Raw genomic sequence first — 18277 nt, 5'->3', positions numbered from 1 at the left:
CAAATATAAAAAATAGAAATTTAAGCACTTTCTTTATACTTTCTTTTTCTGAGAAAAGAAAACACAAATCCAAATAGCCCAAGTAATAATAAGGGTACCAGGATGTTAACTATTTGCCATGATACTCTTGTATCTACTACTTTTTCAATATTCAAAAATGGTACTTTTATCTCTTTGCTTCGCACTTCGATAAGACCAGAGTCATCAAGAAGGTAGTTTACGGCATTGAGCAAAAATTCTTTGTTCCCATATTTTAGGTTGAGGTAGGGATCATAACCTAATTCTAATGGTTGTCCTTTTCGAATTCGGTTTTTAATGATATCTCCATCGGCAATAACAATCATTTTGGATTCAATACTATTGTCTTTGTGAGAATCAATTTTTACAGGTTTTATTCGGTCTTTATAGGTTGATTTAAAGCTGCCTTCTAGTAATACAGCTAGATTTTGCGCTCCTTCAGAATAGCTGTTCATGTCGGGTTTCTGGCGAATAATATCCAGACGAATTTCTTTGGGAACACCTTCTAGCTTAGATTTTTCCGAACTTGTGAGTAGGATTGTCTTTTTTATATTGTTTTTTAATGTATCAATCTGATTTGAAAATTCAAATTTTACAGATTCAATGTTTTTCACAATGGGATGATCACTACTACTTTTTGTTAAGGATTCATAAAACCAGGGATAAGGTGTAAATTGGGTTTCATTTCCTTCTCCAGACGCCAATACCAAAGGAGCAGAGTAAAGATCGTTTACCAAAACAGGATTTACTCTTAGCCCATATGAAAATAAGGCATCACCAAGTCTAAGGTCTTGCATTAATGCAACTGAAGATCCTTCGGGATTCATTAAACTATCAATCTCCATTGTTGTGGACTCTAGTAACCAAAGCGATTTTCCACCGTGCATTATAAATTGGTCCAGGACATACTTTTCTTTTTCTGAAAAGGCCTGTGTGGGCTTGGCATTGATAATCATATCAAACTTTTGAAGACCTTGTAATGTTTTTTGTGGACTGCCAGCTACAGAATCCAGTGTAAAAGCACCTACAAAATAGTACTCTTGTAGCGTTCTGATAAAATCTGCAATTTTGGCATCAGGTAATTGACCATTACCTTTTAATACTGCAATTTTATATTTTTTTGGATTCAATAATTTGGTAAGCCCATCGGCAAAAACATATTCTAGTTGTTGTATAGAATTGTTTACTCTTTCTTCAGAAGTAGCACCAATAGTGTTTTTGACTAAAGGAACTTTTACGCTTCGATTCTGAAAACTAAGAATTGCCCAAGGTACAATAGTTTCAATTTCTGTTTTTCCACTTTCCTGAACACTAACTTCCATTGGTGTAAGCCCAAATTGCTGTAATTGATTAATTGTTTCGTCACGTAACACTTCTTCTTCCAAAGGATTGGTAAAGATGTATTGAACATTAGGGTTGATGGCATTAAACTCTTCCAAAAGTTGTTTTACTTCAGATTGAAGGCGCTTAAATTCTGATGGAAAATCGCCTTTTAGTAACACTTCGATTACTATTGGAGCTGGAGTTTCCAAAACCAGATTCTGGGTCGCTTCAGAAAGGGTAAAACGTTTATCTTGTGTTAGGTCAAAACGACTATAATAGGAGTTTCCGATAAGATTCAAAACTACAACTGCAATCAATGTAAGTACAATAACTTTTACCTTTTTACCTTTTGTAATTTTTCTAATTGAAATTATGGTAAGTACTATAAATAAAAATATAATTCCAAGAAAATAAAAAACATCGCGAGTATCAATAACACCAAGACTCATACGTTCAAAATGTAATTGCATGCCTAGTTGTTCCAAAACATAGTCAACATAGTCTGCAAGGCCTCCAAAACCAAAGTAAACTGTAAAACATAGAAACAAAGCGATTAAAAAAGCGATGATTTGGTTTTTGGTAATTGATGAAGCGAATATACCAATAGCCGTGTAAGAAGCACCAAGTAAAATCAAAGCAATATAGGAGCCAATTGTGCTGCCAATATCAAGATTTCCAATGGGTTTACCTAATTGATGAATTGTAATTATATATAGAAAACTCGGAATTAAGGTAAGAATGATTAAAGCTAAACTCCCAAGATACTTGCCTAAAACCAGTTGCCAAGGCTTTATTGGTTTTGTAAGAAGTAATTCTAGTGTGCCTTGCTTTTTCTCTTCGGCTATACTTCTCATGGTTACTGCCGGAATTAGCAATAATAATACCCATGGAGCTATCTGGAAAAAAGGGGAGAGGTCGGCAAAACCACTATCTAGAATGTTGTATTGTCCTTTAAATATCCAAAGAAAAAGTCCGTTAAGAATTAGAAATACGGCTACCACCAAATATCCCACAGCAGAAGCAAAAAAGGTATTTATTTCTTTTCGTATTAATGCGAACATATATATTTAAAGTTTTTCAGGTTTTGAGTTTATATTTGGTTTACGCTCCATGCTTCGGGTTTTTGACTAAATTTATTTTTTGTATTCGCCCAAACACCTTTGAATAACGAAGAGTTTCTGTAGTTATTGAGGTGTTCTTCAGATTCCCAATGGCTATAGGTGAAAAATTGATTCGATTGGTGTATATCTCGCAATAATTCGACATGCATGCAACCATCAAAACCTCTTATTTTATCTTTGTTTTGCTCAAAAACTTCCAAAAAAGCTTCTATTTTATCTGGGACAAATCCCATTTTTACAATTCGTGTGATCATTTTATACGTTTGTCTTTGTGCTTATTCAAAACTTATAGTTACTGTATCTCGATAATGAAGACCAAAAAGGCTTGAAGCACCTCCAACCGTTTTAGGATTACTTTTATAAATCGCCAATTCAAGATATCCTGAAGAATTAAAAACCGCTAATTTTTTTCCATCTTCTTCTCGTTTACTTTTTTCAATATTAAAATTGATTGCATCGCTATAGCGTTCATAAACATTTTCGAAAACTGCTGTTCGCGCTGTAATCTTAAAGTCTCTTCCTTTTCCTATTTCTTCAAAAAGTTTACGGGTAATATTGGTAACCAAATTTCCATAGTTATCTATGTAGATTATACTACCTACAATTTGTTTATTGCCCACATTTACGATAGGAGTAATCCCTTTAATCGTTTTTATCTCAGAAATTGTTTTTCCTATTACCTCTAGTGTTCCGCCGCGGGCTATATGGCATGCTACTGTTACAAATACATCCATCACGGGGAAATTTGAGACAATAGCATCATGAATATTAATCTCAACTATTTTTTCGGGATTAAATTCGGAAGTTATTAAACAGATCAATCCATTATTAGCACAAATAAAATAATGATCATCTAGTTTTACGGCAATATGTTTATTCTCTGGATTAAGTTCACTATCGATCCCAACTATATGAATACTTCCTTTCGGAAAACTTTTGTAAGCATTTTGAATGATATAGGCAGCTTCTGTAATATGAAAAGGAGAGATTTCATGCGAGATATCGACAATTTTGGCATCGGGTAACTCCGAATAAATTGCTCCTTTAACCGCAGACACAAAATGATCTTTGATTCCAAAATCTGTAGTTAATGTGATAATCGGCATGTACAATAATTGTTAATATCTTTTAATTGTAAGCGCTTAAAAATATGTAAATTTGTTTTGAAGTTATTAAAAGTTTTTCTTTTGGCTTCAAAAAAGAAAATAATACTGTTTAATATTACATTTTTATTGCAGGCAGTACTATAATCATACATATAATTTTGATTTGTTTTAAATTTTCGTTTTTGTTTCCCCTTGAAAAATCTAAAATATGCCCGAATGCTTTCGGGACAACAAACTTAGTCAATCCAAAAAACAATTCATACTAAAATTAATATAGCTTTTGAACGAACTCATAATTGAACTTACAGAGATTAATCCGAGAGAGTTTTTCGGACTTCAGAATAGCAACATTCAATTGTTAAAAAAATACTTTCCGAAGTTAAAAATTGTAGCACGAGGTAGTAAAATGAAAGTTTATGGAGATGAAGACATGCTCGAAGAGTTTGATACTCGTCTTAATATGCTTCTTGAACATTTTGGGAAATACAATAAACTTGATGAAAACATAATTGAACGTGTTCTTACTAGTGAAAGTAAAGCAGATTATGAAACTTCTGCAAATAGCGGGGAAACATTATTACACGGTGTAGGGGGGAAGATTATAAAAGCTCAAACTGCAAACCAAAGAAAGCTTGTAGAGTCATCTAATAAAAATGATATGGTTTTTGCCATAGGCCCCGCCGGTACCGGAAAAACATATACTGGAGTAGCCTTGGCCGTAAAGGCGCTGAAGGAAAAGCAAGTGCGGCGTATTATCTTAACCAGGCCCGCAGTTGAGGCCGGTGAAAATCTTGGTTTTTTACCTGGGGACTTAAAAGAAAAGCTGGATCCGTATATGCAACCTTTATATGACGCTTTACGTGATATGATTCCAAGTGAGAAACTCGAGAGCTTTATCGAGAAAGGAATTATTCAGATTGCACCTATGGCTTTTATGAGAGGTAGAACCCTTGATAATGCCTTTGTAATTCTCGACGAAGCCCAGAATACCACGCATGCTCAAATGAAGATGTTTTTGACTCGAATGGGTAAGAATGCCAAATTTATTATTACAGGAGATCCCGGTCAGATTGATTTGCCTAGAAGGGTTACTTCGGGACTTAAGGAAGCAATCTTGGTACTTAAAAATATTCAGGGGATCGGAATTATACATTTGGATGACAAAGATGTAATTCGTCACAAACTTGTGAAAAAGGTTATTGCGGCCTATAAAGAAATTGAAAACAGAAATGGATAAATTGGGGCAAGATAATTTTAAAACCTTACGATAAAGTAATATGTTTTAAAATATTTACCCATTCAAAAAACTTACAAAGCATATAAATGAATACAATTACAAGTACTAATTATAATTTTCCTAATCAAAAATCGGTGTATAAAGGAAAAGTACGAGAAGTATATAATGTAGGCGATGAGGTTTTGGTGATGATTGCGACAGATAGATTGTCTGCATTTGATGTTGTGATGCCCAAAGGAATTCCTTTTAAAGGGCAGATATTAAACCAAATTGCTACAAAAATGATGAAAGCCACCGAGGATTTGGTTCCTAATTGGTTGGTGGCTACTCCAGACCCCAATGTGGCTGTTGGACATCTTTGTGAGCCTTTTAAAGTTGAAATGGTTATACGAGGATATCTATCGGGACATGCTGCCAGAGAATATAAGTTGGGAAAGAGAATATTATGCGGTGTACCAATGCCAAATGGTATGAAAGAGAACGATAAGTTTCCAGACCCAATAATTACGCCTTCTACCAAAGCCGATAATGGAGAGCATGATGAGGATATATCTCGAGAAGAAATATTATCAAAGGGTATTGTTTCTGAAGAGGATTATGTAATTCTTGAAGATTATACACATAAACTTTTTCAAAGAGGTACAGAAATTGCTGCTGAAAGAGGGTTGATTTTGGTAGATACCAAATACGAATTTGGAAAAACAAAAGATGGTAAAATTGTTCTAATAGATGAGATCCATACTCCGGATTCTTCACGCTATTTTTATGCTGAAGGTTATGAAGAAAGGCAGCAAAATGAAGAGCCACAAAAACAATTATCTAAAGAATTTGTAAGACAATGGTTAATAAGCAATGGTTTTCAAGGTAAAGAAGGTCAACAAATTCCGGAAATGACTAATGAATATATTAATTCGGTTTCTGAAAGATACATCGAGCTTTATGAAAACATTACCGGAGAACCTTTTAAAAAAGCAGACGTTTCTGAAGTAGAGAAAAGAATAGAAGAAAATGTTCTGGAATATTTAAAAGGCTAAACATTTTGCGTACGTAATGATATTAAAAAAAAAGAAGCGTTGATAAAATCAACGCTTCTTTTTTTTTTAAGCGACCTGGTACTCCAAAAGTTGTACGTTGTCTTGCAGGCGCTCTTTAACAATATTCATCATTCTCTTATTTAAAGCCGATGAATTTTGAGTATACGTTACATACTCTTCTACAGTAAATTGCCCGATAATCATTCCCTTAAGACTATTCCTAAACTTCATATCCTTTTGTATGGCATTTTCTATAAAAGCCAATTTCTTTTCAAGTGATAATTCGTAAAAAGTATTTTTCCTTTTTTTAATGTAGTTTTTAAATACTGCAATTAATAAATCTCCTTGAAGTTTTACAATGGGTCTAATGGTTTTGTTCTGAAATTGTTCATCATTAGTCATGTTTTCAGAAACTCTTGCATTTAATAAGTGTGGGCGCATAGCCAACAAATTCGATTCCCTGTTTTCCATAATAAAGAAGGTTTACTAAAAATACGCAATTGTTGAATTGAAATTTCAAGGGGACAATTAGAGTTTTGAACTACTTATAAACAATCTGTAAACTTCGATTCAAAGTACGCTTTGTTTTTATACTTAGAATTAAGTTAATACTAACTTTATATTAAAAAAAGCTCCCGTTTTGGGAGCTTTTTAAGAAGTTTATTTTCTAATTTATTTACTTAAAAATTTGGCTTTTTCTAAAAGCTCGATAGGAGCTTTTCCGTTCTTTTCAAGATACTTATTCAGTTTGGCAACTTGTTTGCTAGTGATTTTTTCATAAGTAGCCTTCGCTTCACTTAGTTTGGTTTCGAGTACCTCTTGATTTTCTAATTGTGAACGAGAAGGTTTTTCAAATTGACCAGCAACTTCACCATACAATTCAGAAAGCTTTTCTCTTAATTGAGGTTCGGCTTCGTTTACATAATTATCTCCTGTGGTAACCACCAAAGTTTCCTTCAATGAAGTTAATTCTTCAATAACGGCAGCGGTTACCTTTTTGGAAGCTGGATCATTTTTGGCCAGTTCTTCAGATTTCTTGATGTTTTGATCGATTCTATACACCAAATATGCTAGATCTTCCATATCATCAAATAACTCTTTTGTAGTTTTTTGATGGGCAATTCTTTCTTCGGCAGAAATTAAGGAAGTTGGATCATTCTGAACAGTTATTGAACTTACAAACTCTTTTTTCCCTTTTTTAAGTACTACCTTATATTCTCCAGCCATAATTCGCGGTGCCGTAAATCCGCCGAAGGTAAATGTTTTACCAGCGGCCACTTTTGGTGCTTTTTTTCTGAAATTCCAGTCTACTACATTAATTCCTTTGGCCTTTCCAGGGACAAGGCTGGCAACTTCGTTACCTTCTTGATCTTGTATGACTAATGTCATTTTTCCAAAAGTATGTCTTTTCTTGAGATAGTAAATAAGTTTGGCGTTCGACCCCGGGTTGTCTCCTACAAATTGAAGTTCTGTACTACCGCCACCAAAACCACTTTCTTCTTTAATGACGAAGGGTTTGGTATCGAAAAAATGTACATCTTTGGCAAGTACTTCTTGACTCATTTGTCGTAGTGGTGAGATATCATCTATAATGATCACCCCACGGCCATGTGTGCCCATTACCAAATCGTTGGTTTTTTTCTGTAAATCAATAAAATGCACAGCAGTTGCAGGCATATTATTGGTAAAACGAGACCAGTTTTTTCCACCATCTATAGTAATAAACAAACCAAATTCGGTACCAAGAAATAGAAGATCTTCATTGACATAATCCTCTTGGATATTTCTAGCAAAACCTACAATATCATCTGTTGCAATAGATTTCCAGGTCTGTCCGAAATCTTCTGTTTTGTAAACATAGGTATTCATATCACCCGAGGCATGTCCATCGAAAACGGCATAAGCTGCACCTTTTTTATGAGAACTTGCTTCAATGTGATAAACCCAAGTGTTTTTTGGTAACCCTTGAATATTTGCAACCGTGTTGGTCCATGACTTACCACCATCTTTGGTTATTTGCACGTTACCATCATCTGTACCTACCCAGATAATTTTTTCATCTAACGGTGATTCTGCTATGGTAAAAATCGTGGTATGAGTTTCTGCACCAGATTTATCTGTAGAGATTCCTCCTGATTCTTTATCTTGTTTTGCCGGATCGTTTGTCGTAAGGTCTGGAGATATCTTTTTCCAGTTATCTCCCATGTCTTCACTTATATGCAGAAATTGACTACCCATATAAAATCGATCCGGCTGGTGAGTACTTATCGCCATTGGAGCGTTCCAATTAAAGCGCAAATCGGCTTCACCTTTTATGGATAAGGGTTGTACATTTTTTGTGTAATTTTTATCGATATCATATCGCCAAACATTTTGGGCTCCCTGCATTTCAGAATAGATAATTCTTTTGGTTGGATGTCTTAATACTCTAAAACCATCTCCAACTCCAACACGTTTCCAATCTCTTGCTTCAATTCCTCCTGGTGATGAAGAAGGCCCCCACCAGGATCCATTATCTTGTAATCCTCCATAGATGTTATAAGGTTCTTCGTTGTCTACACTAATATGATAAAATTGCGATAAGGGTAAATTATCAACCATGTCCATGGTAGCTCCACCATCCCAACTTCTATATACACCACCATCGGTTCCTACATACATAGCTTCAGGGTTGTCAATATCAAAAACTATATCATGGATGTCGGCGTGCATATTTCCAAGGTTTTTGAACGTTTTTCCACCATCTCTTGAGATAGAACCAAACAATCCACCTTTTACCAAGATATCAGGATTTTTTGGATGCACTACCAATCTTGAAAAATAAAAAGGTCTTACCACCAGGCCAAAATCCCCATTTAGCAATTTCCAATTCGCACCTGCATCATCAGAACGGTATAATCCTTTGTCTTCTTTACTTTCTACTACCGCAAATACTGTTTTTGGGTTAGATGGAGCTATGGCAATAGCAAATCTTCCTAGATCACCTTTTGGAAACCCATTGTGAATTTTGTTCCAGGTTTTTCCTGCATCGGTAGATTTGTATAATGCGCTACTAGGTCCACCAGAATTAAAGCCCCAGGCTGTTCTTCTAAACTCCCACATAGCTGCATATAAGGTATTTGGATCTGTTGGATCCATAAGAAGATCATTAACCCCGGTTTTTTCGTTAACATAAAGAATTTTTTCCCATGTCTTACCACCATCAGTGGTTTTGTAAACTCCTCTGTCTTCACTATCACCCCATAGTGCTCCCAAAACGCCTACATAAACTTCATTAGGGTTTTTTGGATTAATTTCAATACTACTAATGCGTTCAGAATTTTCGAAGCCTATCTTTTTCCAATTGGCACCACCATCTGTAGATTTATACAATCCGTCACCAATAGAAACACTATTTCTAGTCCAAATTTCTCCGGTACCTACCCAAACAGTATTGTCTGGATCACTGGGATCGATAGCAACAGCACCAATTGATTGTGCGTGGTCATCAAAAACAGAAACAAAAGACGCGCCCGCATTTTCAGATTTCCAAACACCACCTCCTGCAGTACCGGCATATATTATTTTGTTGTTTGTTGGATGATTTTCAAGGTCAATAATTCGACCGCTCATAAGTGCCGGACCAATTTGTCGAGCCTCTAAGTTACCAAATAGTTCTTTTCCTTTAAGAACAATATCTTGAGCTTGCATGCCTAGTGAAAAAAGTATACCACAGACTGCAATAAAAATTTTTTTATTCATGATTGCTTTGATTGATTTGTTGTGAATAAAAAATCCCCAAAAATCGTTTCTGGGGATCTTTACAATTTAAATACTTATTCTTTTTTTGTTTCAGCAGCTTTTTCAGGGAAAGCGAAAACTGAAGCATCTATTTCTGGATTAAGTTTGATTTCTTTAAAACCAAGAGTTTGGAAATCATTACTTATCGTAAATGGAAAATAAACCCCATTTACTTCTTGGTAATCACTTAGAGATGATTTTACCAGTTGGCCTTTCATTGGCCCTTCGTTAATTTCTGATTCTACTATTATTGGAACAAAATTTTCAGTATCAAAATAGTAATGAGAGATATTTGGTTTTGATTCTCCATTGATAAGAATAGGATCCTTAGTAATTTTTATTTTGAAAGTTTCAGTTCCATCTATAGTTTCTTTTCCGATAAGTTCGACTGTATATCCTTTTTCTTTATAATTTAAGAAAGGGTCTGGAAAATCTTTAGTCTGTTTTTTCATGTTTTCGGTAGCTTCATTGTCACTTTTCTCAGCTTCCATAGTCATTTGATTTCTTTGCCAAGACGTTTCACCATCAAAAGCAGACCATACCATACGGCTTCCTTGAAGCTCAATAGTTACAACTTGTTTTCCGTCTTTGGTAGCAACTTGCTCAAAGGGTATTTCCATGTTTTGCATTTTCATGACACCAATCATTTCAAGGCCTTCTAATTTCTCCCAATTTTCTTTTCCTCCAGTATTCTCAAAGTAATTGTCTATAATTTCGTCCGCCGTTTGTGCGTAAAAAGAAGTTGAGATAGCCAAAATCGTAGCTACCAAAATAGATTTTAAAACGTTCATTATCGTATTTTTTTATGATGTTAGTATAAAATTAGTCAATCGAATCATATTTTTGTTACATATAATTAACCTTTTTCTTTAAAAGTATGAAATTTGGTAAAGTAGAATATCCAGAACAAGTAGATTTTACAATTCCGGCAGATCACCCAAATACTGCTGAAGTATTAAAAAAGAATGCAACAGATAGGTTGTCTGTGTATGTGGGATGTGCCAAATGGAATCGACAAGATTTAAAAGGGTTTTATCCAAGAGGAACAAAGGACGAACTTGAGTATTACTCAAGACAATTTAATAGTATAGAACTCAATGCGACCTTCTATCGAATCTTTCCTGAAGAGCAATTTAAAAAATGGTATAACAAAACACCAGAAGGCTTTAAGTTTTTCCCAAAACTTGTTCAGAATATATCTCATTTGAAACGATTAAATGATGATGTTCAACCTTATGTAGATCAGTATCTTACGAATGTGCTTCATCTTAAAGAGAAATTAGGGACCATTTTTTTACAAATGCATGGGAATTTTGCGCCCAAAAACTTTGATAGAGTAGTTAAGTTTGTTGAAAAATGGCCCAAAGAGGTAAGACTGGCTGTAGAATTTAGACACACAGATTGGTTTAATGACGACACTATTGCCAATGAATTATATAATCTCTTAGAAGAGAATACTATTTCAAATATCATAACGGATACCGCTGGAAGAAGAGACTTACTTCACATGAGACTTACCAATGATGAAGCTTTTGTAAGATATGTGGGAGCAAATCATGAAACAGATTATAGCAGATTGGATGATTGGGTTAAACGATTAAAAAAATGGAAAGATCAAGGGATCAACCATATTCACTTTTTTGTTCATCAAAACATAGAAAAAGAATCCCCGCTGTTATCAAGGTATCTTATTACAGAATTGAATCAACATCTAGGAACCTCACTTCGCCTTCCTGATCATTCGGCAACCGATATCAAGTTGTTTTAAGGTATTTCTCTAATTAGAAGAAGGTTATCTTTCAATTTTAAGTGTTAAAAACCAAATTTGTGTTGCTTTTTAACGATTATATATGTATTTTAGCGATGAAATTAAGAAACATATTGTAGGAATTTACTGTTTTTCTTGCATAAGATTATAATTTTGAACTAAAATAAAGATTACCCCAAGACTTAAATTGATTTATATGACTAAACTTCTACACTCCTCATTTTTACTGGTTTTTTTCTTAATAACTCATTTAGGGAATGCTCAGCTTGAGTCTGAGCATGTATATCACGCTGAACACCATGATTTAGAATTTTTATCAGATGCTGAAAACTTAAATTTTGAAACCCTGGGCGAAGCGAACGAGAAGGATTTTTCGTACATTTCTGATATAAACAAAGAAGAACTTCAGTATTTGTACCTGGATTACGATAATGATCACGACGAAGAGTTAGCGTTAATTGATATTATTTCTTCGGATGAAGGTACAGATTTTAATTGCTCTGGAGGCTTTTGCATGAATAAACATCACTATCATAAGAAAGGATTAACTCTTAAACGTCAGTTCTTCATTTACTTCATGAGCATTACTTGTTAAAAATGTTAGTAATCTTCAAGTTTATTTAGGTTGTTAAGATATTCGGTTATTTTTGCAACTTAAATAATAAAGTTATGACATTTTTAGAGTTAGGGGTGTCCAAGGATTTTAACAAAGGTCTTAGGGAAATAGGAATTACGGTTCCAACAAAAATTCAGGAACAGGCGATCCCTGTTTTAATTAATAATGATGTCGACTTTATTGGTAAGGCACAAACAGGTACCGGAAAAACTGCGGCTTTTGGTATTCCTTTACTCTCCAAAATTGACATCAATAAAAATCATATACAAGCGTTAGTATTGGCACCAACTCGCGAGCTAGGTCAGCAAATAGCTAAGCAATTCTTCAAGTTTACAAAATATACAGATAGAATCTTTACCGAGTCGGTTTATGGTGGAGAAAAAATAGAAAGGCAAATTTCAAGACTTAGCAGACCTACACATATTGTTGTTGCTACCCCTGGAAGACTTATAGACCTTGTGGATAGAAAGGTAGTCGATATTTCAAGAATAAAAACCATTGTTATGGATGAAGCAGATGAAATGTTAAGTATGGGGTTTAAAAAAGATTTGACAACAATTCTAAGTAAAACTACAGGTTATCGAAATGTTTGGCTTTTTTCGGCTACGATGCCTGTATCTTTAAACGAAATAATTAATACTTACGTTAACAAGAGTGCTATTAGAGTTTCTATAGATAAAAGTGATGCTGTTAATAAAGGTATAGATCATCAATTTGTAGTAGGTGAAGAATCTGGAAAGTTAGATACACTTGCGTATTTCCTGAAAACGCAAAAGGGGAGCAGGGGAATTATATTTACAAGGACAAAAGTAGCTGGGCGTACTCTTTCGAAGCAATTGAATGCCAAAAACTATGAAGTGGGTTTACTAGAGGGAGAAATGACTCAGAAAGAAAGAGATAAAGTTATGAGGGCTTTCCGGAACAAAACTCTTCAATTATTGGTTTCTACAGATGTAGCAGCGCGCGGAATAGATGTGGCAAATCTTGCATTTGTGGTTCATTATCAATTACCAGATCAAATTGAATATTATACGCACCGTAGCGGGAGAACCGCGAGAGCGGGAAAAACAGGGTTGTCCTTGGCTCTTGTACAAAAATCTGAGGTAAAGATAATTAGAGATCTGGAAAAACAATTAGGGATACGATTTAGCCAGATTAGATAATTAAAATATTATATTTTTCAATTTTTAATTCATTTGTGTAGTCCCCAAATTGTTTCGTATTTTGGAGATAACCGATAATAATTTGTCAAAGTTTACGGGTTTAGAGAAGTAGTTGTCAAAACCTAAATTTAAGAAACGTTGTTTGTCCCCGGGCATGGCATATGCTGTAACTGCAAATACAGGGATATTTTGAAGTAATTCAAGCTTTTTGAAGCGTTGTAACAGTTCACAACCATCCATTTGATTTAGGCCCAAGTTAATATCTACAAGGATAAGGTCAAGGCTTTTTTCTTTTACAACTTTAAGTGCCTGCGAACCATTTTCTGCAATAATAACATTAGAATCATCTTTGGACAACATCTTGTCCATTACCATTGCATTTATTTTATTATCTTCTACGTAAAGAATATTCATAGGCATTTTGGAATTATTATAATAAACTTTGTTCCTTCACTTAATTTGCTCTTCAGTTTTATTCTCCCTCCTAAAATTTCGATGTACCTTTTAGATAAACTTAGTCCAATACCGGTTCCTTCATATTCCCTGTTTATTCCTGAACTTCCCTGTATTAACGGTTCAAAAATTTTGTCAAAATCCTTTTTATCTATTCCAATACCCGAATCTTTAACATAAATATAAACGTTTTTTTTCGAAACTTCAGAACTGATGCTTATTTTGACACGTCCGTTTTTGGTGTATTTGATAGCATTGTGTATAATATTATTTAGGGCAGGGCGGAAGAGATTAACATCGATTTTTGCTTGCGGACTATTGGAATCAAGCTTTAATTGGTAGTCTAAACCTTTGCTGTCTGCAATGTATTTATGTTCTCTAAAAGAGGTTTCTACCACATAATTAATATCAACTTCTTCAAAATTAAGATTAGCATGTATCGCATGTATTTCACTAAAGTTGGATAACTTGTTCATGGTATCCAAAAGACGATCTTTACTCTCTTCAAGATACTTAAGTAACTTCTTTTTATCTTCAGAGAATTTGTTTTCAAGTATTAAATTGCTGATGGTCATTATGCCATTAAGAGGAGTTCTTATCTCATGACTAAAATTTGATAAGATATTGGATTTTAGATTGCTAAGCTCTTGTTCGCGTATATGGGCTTCAGTAATCGCTTTTTGTGCATGTTTTCGCTCAGAAATATCATGAAAACTTATTAATACTGAGTTGATTTTGTATTCGTCATCAAAAATTGGGGTATATTTTGTTTCTAGCCACTGGGTTTTTCCCTCGGCAGTAATTCGTTCTGTTTCTTTTTTGATAGTATTTCCTTTTAAGGCTTCATTAAAGTTATGAGTGAACGAACTTTTGAAGTTTATAGGCATTACATCGATAAATTGACAATCGGTTTGAGTGGGGTCAACGTTAAAATCTCTTTTAATAATTTTTAAAGACTTTTTATCTGCAATTAAAATTTTTCCATTAATGTCTAGCAACACGGTGTAGGCAAATCCATTATTGACAATAGCTTGTAATCTATTTTTGTTTTCCGAAATAGTTTTTTCATTTATTTTTTTTTGATGCACGTCAATAAGGTTTCCAATCATTCTAATGGTTTCTCCATTTTCATTCTTTCTTCGAAAACCATGGACTTCATAATGTTTATAATTTCCTTTTTTATCACTTAGCCGATAATAATTATAGTACTGAAATCCCGTTTTTTTTAGATTGTCTAAATGTCTTTTAAGCGCATTATCTACATCTTCCGGATGAATCATTTTTCTGAATTTTTCCTCCGGAACAAAATCTTGATCTAGTGGTAGCCCAAGCATTTTTTTAAAATCTGCACTATAAAAAACTTCGTTTTTTTCGATATGATGGTCAAATAATCCTGACCGAATACCTTTTAGTGCCAAGTGTTTGGTTTCTTCATTGTATTTCAGTTTTTCTATATAATTGTGGCGATCTGTAACATCTGCAATGGTTCCGTTTACATAGATCACTTCATTTTTATAGATAACCGGGTGCGCAACCACTTTTACCCATTTTTCATTGCCTTTATGAGTAATAATCTTCTCGGTATATTGGTACGGTTTTTTGGTCTTAATAAGATTACTAAGATAGCTTTCTACGCGTCCTCTATTTTCTTTGGGATAGAAACTTGCTCCTAACTCTCTAGTCATTTCTGTTTTCGGATCCAAATCTTTGATTAGATAACATCCTTTAGACCAAAACATTTCATTGTTCTTTGGGTTGTAATACCAAGCGCCAGTTTTGGTAAGCTTTGAAATAGTCATTAAAGCCCTGTGTTCTTTGTACTCTTCTGTAGTGTCAATTCCAGCAGCATAAATTAAATCATTATACAAGGTTAGATTAAATTTCAGAGAGAGTACACCTTGTTCTTCAGTTACGAAACTAAATGATTCACTAAGAATCGAATTTTTTTCATTAAGAGACGAAATTGATCGATTAAAAACTTTAACATCTTCATCTATGATATAGTCTGTAATATATTTGGCTGCTTTTTGATTTTTTTCAATAGGGAAAAGAATACCACATCTATTATTGAATGCGATTATTCGTCCATTTTTTTTTAAAATAAGAAGAAAGTGCAAGGTTTTTTCGGCCAATATTCCGAATTGTTCTGCAGTAAAAGGCATAATATTGGGTCGTTTCTGTTAGCGTAAAAGGGGGAATTTTACTTAAAGTTACAAAATGATTTGCAATTTATTATGCGGGAAACCGTAAATGCAGTAAATTCTATTTTATTAAAGAAAAAACTGAAAATAAAATAAAACAAAGTATTTAGGACAAGATATTCATCTTGTATTTTTTTATTAAAAGTAAAAGCCTTGTAAACTAGATGTTTACAAGGCTTTTTGCGGAGAAAGAGGGATTCGAACCCCCGGAGGTGTGACCCTCAACAGTTTTCAAGACTGCCGCATTCGACCACTCTGCCATTTCTCCTTTGCGGGTGCAAATATAAAACCTTTTTTGTATCTAAAAAGAATATTTTCAAAATAATTTTTGAGTTTTTTAATGGTTGCAAAATATTCTTGAAATCATATGGGATGAAATCAGTATCTTGTGCCTTTATAAATAAAAAAAATACATGAAAAATATCTTATTGCTAATTAGTGCATTTGTTGTTTCTTGTTGTGGTACTTCTCAAAATTCTTCTTCGGTACCCCAGTTGGATACTGATATCACCAAAGAATCTGTAGTGACATCTTATGCACAAACTATTACTGCCGAAGAATTAAAAGAATATTTATACACTTTTGCAGGAGATGATTTTGAAGGGCGCGATACAGGAGAACCGGGACAAAAAAAAGCTGCAGAATATCTTAAGTTGCAGTATAAAGAAATGGGGATTCCTTCTCCGCTTGGCGAAGATGATTATTTTCAGGAAATCCCTGAAAGCTATTTTAGAGGTGGCATAAAATCCTCTGAAAATGTATTGGCATATATTGAAGGAGTTGAGAAACCAAACGAAATAATTGTAATCTCTGCACATTACGATCATGTTGGAATAGATAATAAGGGAAATATTTACAATGGTGCAGATGATGATGGATCTGGTACGGTAAGTATACTTGAAATTGCTCAAGCCTTTGCAAAAGCAAAGAAAGATGGAATGGGACCAAAAAGATCAATTTTATTTTTACATGTAACTGGAGAAGAGAAGGGGCTATACGGTTCTAGATATTATACAGATGAAAATCCAGTTTTTCCTCTTGAAAATACCGTTGCAAATCTGAACATCGATATGATCGGAAGAATAGACGAGAGTCATGAACCTGAGGATAAAAACAATTATATCTATCTAATAGGAAGTGATCGATTAAGTACAGATTTGCACAATATTAGTGAGGAAATGAATACGAAGTATGTTAATTTGGATTTGGATTATAAATACAATGCTAAAAATGATCCTAATCGATTTTATTATAGAAGCGACCACTATAATTTTGCTAAGCATAATATTCCAAGTATTTTTTATTTTAATGGAGTTCATGAGGATTATCACAAGCCTACAGATACTCCAGATAAAATAGAATACGAATTACTGGCCAAACGTGCACAATTAATATTCTATACAGCTTGGGAAGTTGCAAATAGACTAGAAAGGATTGTTGTAGATGGCGCGGATAGCGAAGGAGAGTGATCACTTTAACAGATTAAAATAAGAAAAGCCCTTTTTTAAGGGCTTTTCTTATTTTTTAGCACATTTTTTAATATGTATCAAGACGAGTCGATACAAAAAAAGCTTCTCATTTCTGGGAAGCTTTACTTTCTGGGTGGAAGATCGGTCTCGAACCGACGACCTCCTGAACCACAATCAGGCGCTCTAACCAACTGAGCTACAACCACCATGTAATTTTGGTTTGCAAAAATAAAGTATTTCTCTATTTATGCAAACATTTTTTTGAATTAAATTAGATCAAAAATAGAATCGACTGCTACATAGCGTTCTACGGTAAAGCCTTCTGCGTAATCTACACCAATAATTCTTCCTAAATCGGCTGCCCTGTACCTAATACTATCCAAGAAGTTCTTGCTGGATATTGGAGTCGAAGGTTGTGTGCTATCTGCATCATAGAACTGTGAAGCATATGCTTTTACGCTTTCCATTTTCGTTTCGATATGATTACCAATGTCTACCACAAAATCGGGCTCTATGTTTTTCCATTGTATGTAATGATAAACATGTTTGGGTCTCCAGGCTTCTTGCTGTTTGCCGTTCAAAAAAGTTTCAATTTTTCTTAACCCAGAAAGAAAACAGGCATCACTTACCAATTTGCTTCCTTTTCCATGGTCTATATGTCGATCATCTACAGCGTTGCATAAAACAACATTGGGTTTGTATTTTCTTAATATCTTAATGATTTCTAACTGATGCTTTTCGTCATTGATAAAAAAACCATCTTTAAAACCAAGATTTTCTCGAATTTGTACACCAAGAATTTCAGAAGCTCTTTTTGCTTCTAGATCTCTTATTTCGCTGGTTCCCCTAGTGCCTAGTTCCCCTCTTGTAAGGTCTAGTATTCCAACTTTTTTACCATTACTTACTTCTTTTGCTATTGTCCCAGAGCAGCTTAACTCTACGTCATCGGGGTGTGCTCCAATGGCAAGAATATCCAATTTCATAAATT

The 18277-nt window shown here is 34.2% G+C and carries 15 protein-coding genes and 2 tRNA genes; 6 read left to right on the top strand and 11 right to left on the bottom strand.

Annotated features, from left to right (window positions below; all coding sequences use genetic code 11):
- Window positions 1–20: 20 nt before the first annotated feature.
- From gldG to U6A24_RS11470, 3 genes are read right to left on the bottom strand one after another with little or no spacing between them, the layout of a single operon-like run.
- Window positions 21–2402: a gliding motility-associated ABC transporter substrate-binding protein GldG gene (gene gldG, locus U6A24_RS11480; RefSeq protein ID WP_324180115.1), complete on the bottom strand. Its 2382-nt coding sequence runs from the start codon at window positions 2400–2402 to the stop codon at window positions 21–23.
- A gap of 29 nt (window positions 2403–2431) precedes the next feature.
- On the bottom strand, window positions 2432–2716 hold the full coding sequence (locus U6A24_RS11475; RefSeq protein ID WP_324180114.1) for a putative quinol monooxygenase: 285 nt from the start codon (window positions 2714–2716) through the stop codon (window positions 2432–2434).
- A 21-nt stretch (window positions 2717–2737) separates the two neighbouring features.
- On the bottom strand, window positions 2738–3568 hold the full coding sequence (locus U6A24_RS11470; protein ID WP_324180113.1) for an SAM hydrolase/SAM-dependent halogenase family protein: 831 nt from the start codon (window positions 3566–3568) through the stop codon (window positions 2738–2740).
- A 280-nt stretch (window positions 3569–3848) separates the two neighbouring features.
- Between U6A24_RS11470 and U6A24_RS11465 the strand changes: the two genes are divergently transcribed.
- Both U6A24_RS11465 and U6A24_RS11460 read left to right on the top strand, forming a co-directional pair.
- Entirely contained in the window at window positions 3849–4805 is a 957-nt protein-coding gene (locus U6A24_RS11465) for a PhoH family protein (protein WP_324180112.1), read from the top strand.
- 86 nt (window positions 4806–4891) lie between these two features.
- Complete coding sequence (locus U6A24_RS11460; protein WP_324180111.1) at window positions 4892–5839, top strand: phosphoribosylaminoimidazolesuccinocarboxamide synthase; 948 nt, start codon at window positions 4892–4894, stop codon at window positions 5837–5839.
- Window positions 5840–5905: 66 nt separating this feature from the next.
- Here U6A24_RS11460 and U6A24_RS11455 read toward each other — a convergent pair whose 3' ends face one another.
- From U6A24_RS11455 to U6A24_RS11445, 3 genes are all read right to left on the bottom strand, one after another.
- On the bottom strand, window positions 5906–6310 hold the full coding sequence (locus U6A24_RS11455) for a glyoxalase (protein WP_324180110.1): 405 nt from the start codon (window positions 6308–6310) through the stop codon (window positions 5906–5908).
- A 201-nt stretch (window positions 6311–6511) separates the two neighbouring features.
- Complete coding sequence (locus U6A24_RS11450) at window positions 6512–9580, bottom strand: WD40/YVTN/BNR-like repeat-containing protein (RefSeq protein ID WP_324180109.1); 3069 nt, start codon at window positions 9578–9580, stop codon at window positions 6512–6514.
- 74 nt (window positions 9581–9654) lie between these two features.
- Window positions 9655–10410, bottom strand: coding sequence for an outer membrane lipoprotein-sorting protein (locus U6A24_RS11445; protein WP_324180108.1), 756 nt, complete (start codon window positions 10408–10410; stop codon window positions 9655–9657).
- A gap of 86 nt (window positions 10411–10496) precedes the next feature.
- On the opposite strand from U6A24_RS11445, the gene U6A24_RS11440 reads away from it, so the two are divergent.
- The 3 genes from U6A24_RS11440 (at window position 10497) to U6A24_RS11430 (ending at window position 13166) form a co-directional block, all read left to right on the top strand.
- Window positions 10497–11387, top strand: coding sequence for a DUF72 domain-containing protein (locus U6A24_RS11440; RefSeq protein WP_324180107.1), 891 nt, complete (start codon window positions 10497–10499; stop codon window positions 11385–11387).
- Between the two features lie 196 nt (window positions 11388–11583).
- A complete protein-coding gene (locus U6A24_RS11435) occupies window positions 11584–11982 on the top strand; it encodes a hypothetical protein (RefSeq protein ID WP_324180106.1) in 399 nt (132 codons plus the stop codon).
- Window positions 11983–12056: 74 nt separating this feature from the next.
- Window positions 12057–13166 carry a DEAD/DEAH box helicase gene (locus tag U6A24_RS11430; protein WP_324180105.1) on the top strand — a complete coding sequence of 370 codons (1110 nt, stop codon included), beginning with the start codon at window positions 12057–12059 and terminating at the stop codon, window positions 13164–13166.
- Between the two features lie 24 nt (window positions 13167–13190).
- On the opposite strand, the gene U6A24_RS11425 is transcribed toward U6A24_RS11430, so the two are convergent.
- From U6A24_RS11425 to U6A24_RS11415, 3 genes are all read right to left on the bottom strand, one after another.
- Complete coding sequence (locus U6A24_RS11425) at window positions 13191–13580, bottom strand: response regulator (RefSeq protein ID WP_324180104.1); 390 nt, start codon at window positions 13578–13580, stop codon at window positions 13191–13193.
- A complete protein-coding gene (locus U6A24_RS11420) occupies window positions 13577–15781 on the bottom strand; it encodes a sensor histidine kinase (protein ID WP_324180103.1) in 2205 nt (734 codons plus the stop codon). Before U6A24_RS11420 ends, U6A24_RS11425 begins: the two co-directional genes overlap by 4 nt.
- Before the next feature lie 222 nt (window positions 15782–16003).
- Window positions 16004–16088 (bottom strand) — tRNA-Ser (locus U6A24_RS11415).
- A 145-nt stretch (window positions 16089–16233) separates the two neighbouring features.
- Here U6A24_RS11415 and U6A24_RS11410 point away from each other — a divergent pair.
- Window positions 16234–17289, top strand: a complete 1056-nt coding sequence (locus U6A24_RS11410; protein ID WP_324180102.1) for a M28 family metallopeptidase — start codon at window positions 16234–16236, stop codon at window positions 17287–17289.
- Window positions 17290–17420: 131 nt separating this feature from the next.
- On the opposite strand, the gene U6A24_RS11405 is transcribed toward U6A24_RS11410, so the two are convergent.
- A tRNA-His gene (locus U6A24_RS11405) sits at window positions 17421–17496 on the bottom strand.
- Window positions 17497–17555: 59 nt separating this feature from the next.
- The gene (bshB1, locus tag U6A24_RS11400) at window positions 17556–18272 is read right to left on the bottom strand and encodes a bacillithiol biosynthesis deacetylase BshB1 (RefSeq protein ID WP_324180101.1); all 717 of its coding nucleotides are present in this window, start codon (window positions 18270–18272) and stop codon (window positions 17556–17558) included.
- Between the last annotated feature and the right edge of the window lie 5 nt (window positions 18273–18277).

This window comes from Aquimarina gracilis, from assembly GCF_035285365.1.
Classification (GTDB): domain Bacteria; phylum Bacteroidota; class Bacteroidia; order Flavobacteriales; family Flavobacteriaceae; genus Aquimarina; species Aquimarina gracilis.
The sequence above is the reverse complement of the archived record's forward strand: the minus strand, read 5'-3'. Positions and strand labels throughout refer to the sequence as shown.

What these genes read in the sequence shown, in the direction of transcription:
- gldG (WP_324180115.1), bottom strand. Translation starts at nt 2,402, where the DNA reads ATGTTCGCATTAATACGAAAAGAAATAAATACCTTTTTTGCTTCTGCT.
- U6A24_RS11475 (WP_324180114.1), bottom strand. Translation starts at nt 2,716, where the DNA reads ATGATCACACGAATTGTAAAAATGGGATTTGTCCCAGATAAAATAGAA.
- U6A24_RS11470 (WP_324180113.1), bottom strand. Translation starts at nt 3,568, where the DNA reads ATGCCGATTATCACATTAACTACAGATTTTGGAATCAAAGATCATTTT.
- U6A24_RS11460 (WP_324180111.1), top strand. Translation starts at nt 4,892, where the DNA reads ATGAATACAATTACAAGTACTAATTATAATTTTCCTAATCAAAAATCG.
- U6A24_RS11455 (WP_324180110.1), bottom strand. Translation starts at nt 6,310, where the DNA reads ATGGAAAACAGGGAATCGAATTTGTTGGCTATGCGCCCACACTTATTA.
- U6A24_RS11450 (WP_324180109.1), bottom strand. Translation starts at nt 9,580, where the DNA reads ATGAATAAAAAAATTTTTATTGCAGTCTGTGGTATACTTTTTTCACTA.
- U6A24_RS11445 (WP_324180108.1), bottom strand. Translation starts at nt 10,410, where the DNA reads ATGAACGTTTTAAAATCTATTTTGGTAGCTACGATTTTGGCTATCTCA.
- U6A24_RS11440 (WP_324180107.1), top strand. Translation starts at nt 10,497, where the DNA reads ATGAAATTTGGTAAAGTAGAATATCCAGAACAAGTAGATTTTACAATT.
- U6A24_RS11435 (WP_324180106.1), top strand. Translation starts at nt 11,584, where the DNA reads ATGACTAAACTTCTACACTCCTCATTTTTACTGGTTTTTTTCTTAATA.
- U6A24_RS11430 (WP_324180105.1), top strand. Translation starts at nt 12,057, where the DNA reads ATGACATTTTTAGAGTTAGGGGTGTCCAAGGATTTTAACAAAGGTCTT.
- U6A24_RS11425 (WP_324180104.1), bottom strand. Translation starts at nt 13,580, where the DNA reads ATGAATATTCTTTACGTAGAAGATAATAAAATAAATGCAATGGTAATG.
- U6A24_RS11420 (WP_324180103.1), bottom strand. Translation starts at nt 15,781, where the DNA reads ATGCCTTTTACTGCAGAACAATTCGGAATATTGGCCGAAAAAACCTTG.
- U6A24_RS11410 (WP_324180102.1), top strand. Translation starts at nt 16,234, where the DNA reads ATGAAAAATATCTTATTGCTAATTAGTGCATTTGTTGTTTCTTGTTGT.
- bshB1 (WP_324180101.1), bottom strand. Translation starts at nt 18,272, where the DNA reads ATGAAATTGGATATTCTTGCCATTGGAGCACACCCCGATGACGTAGAG.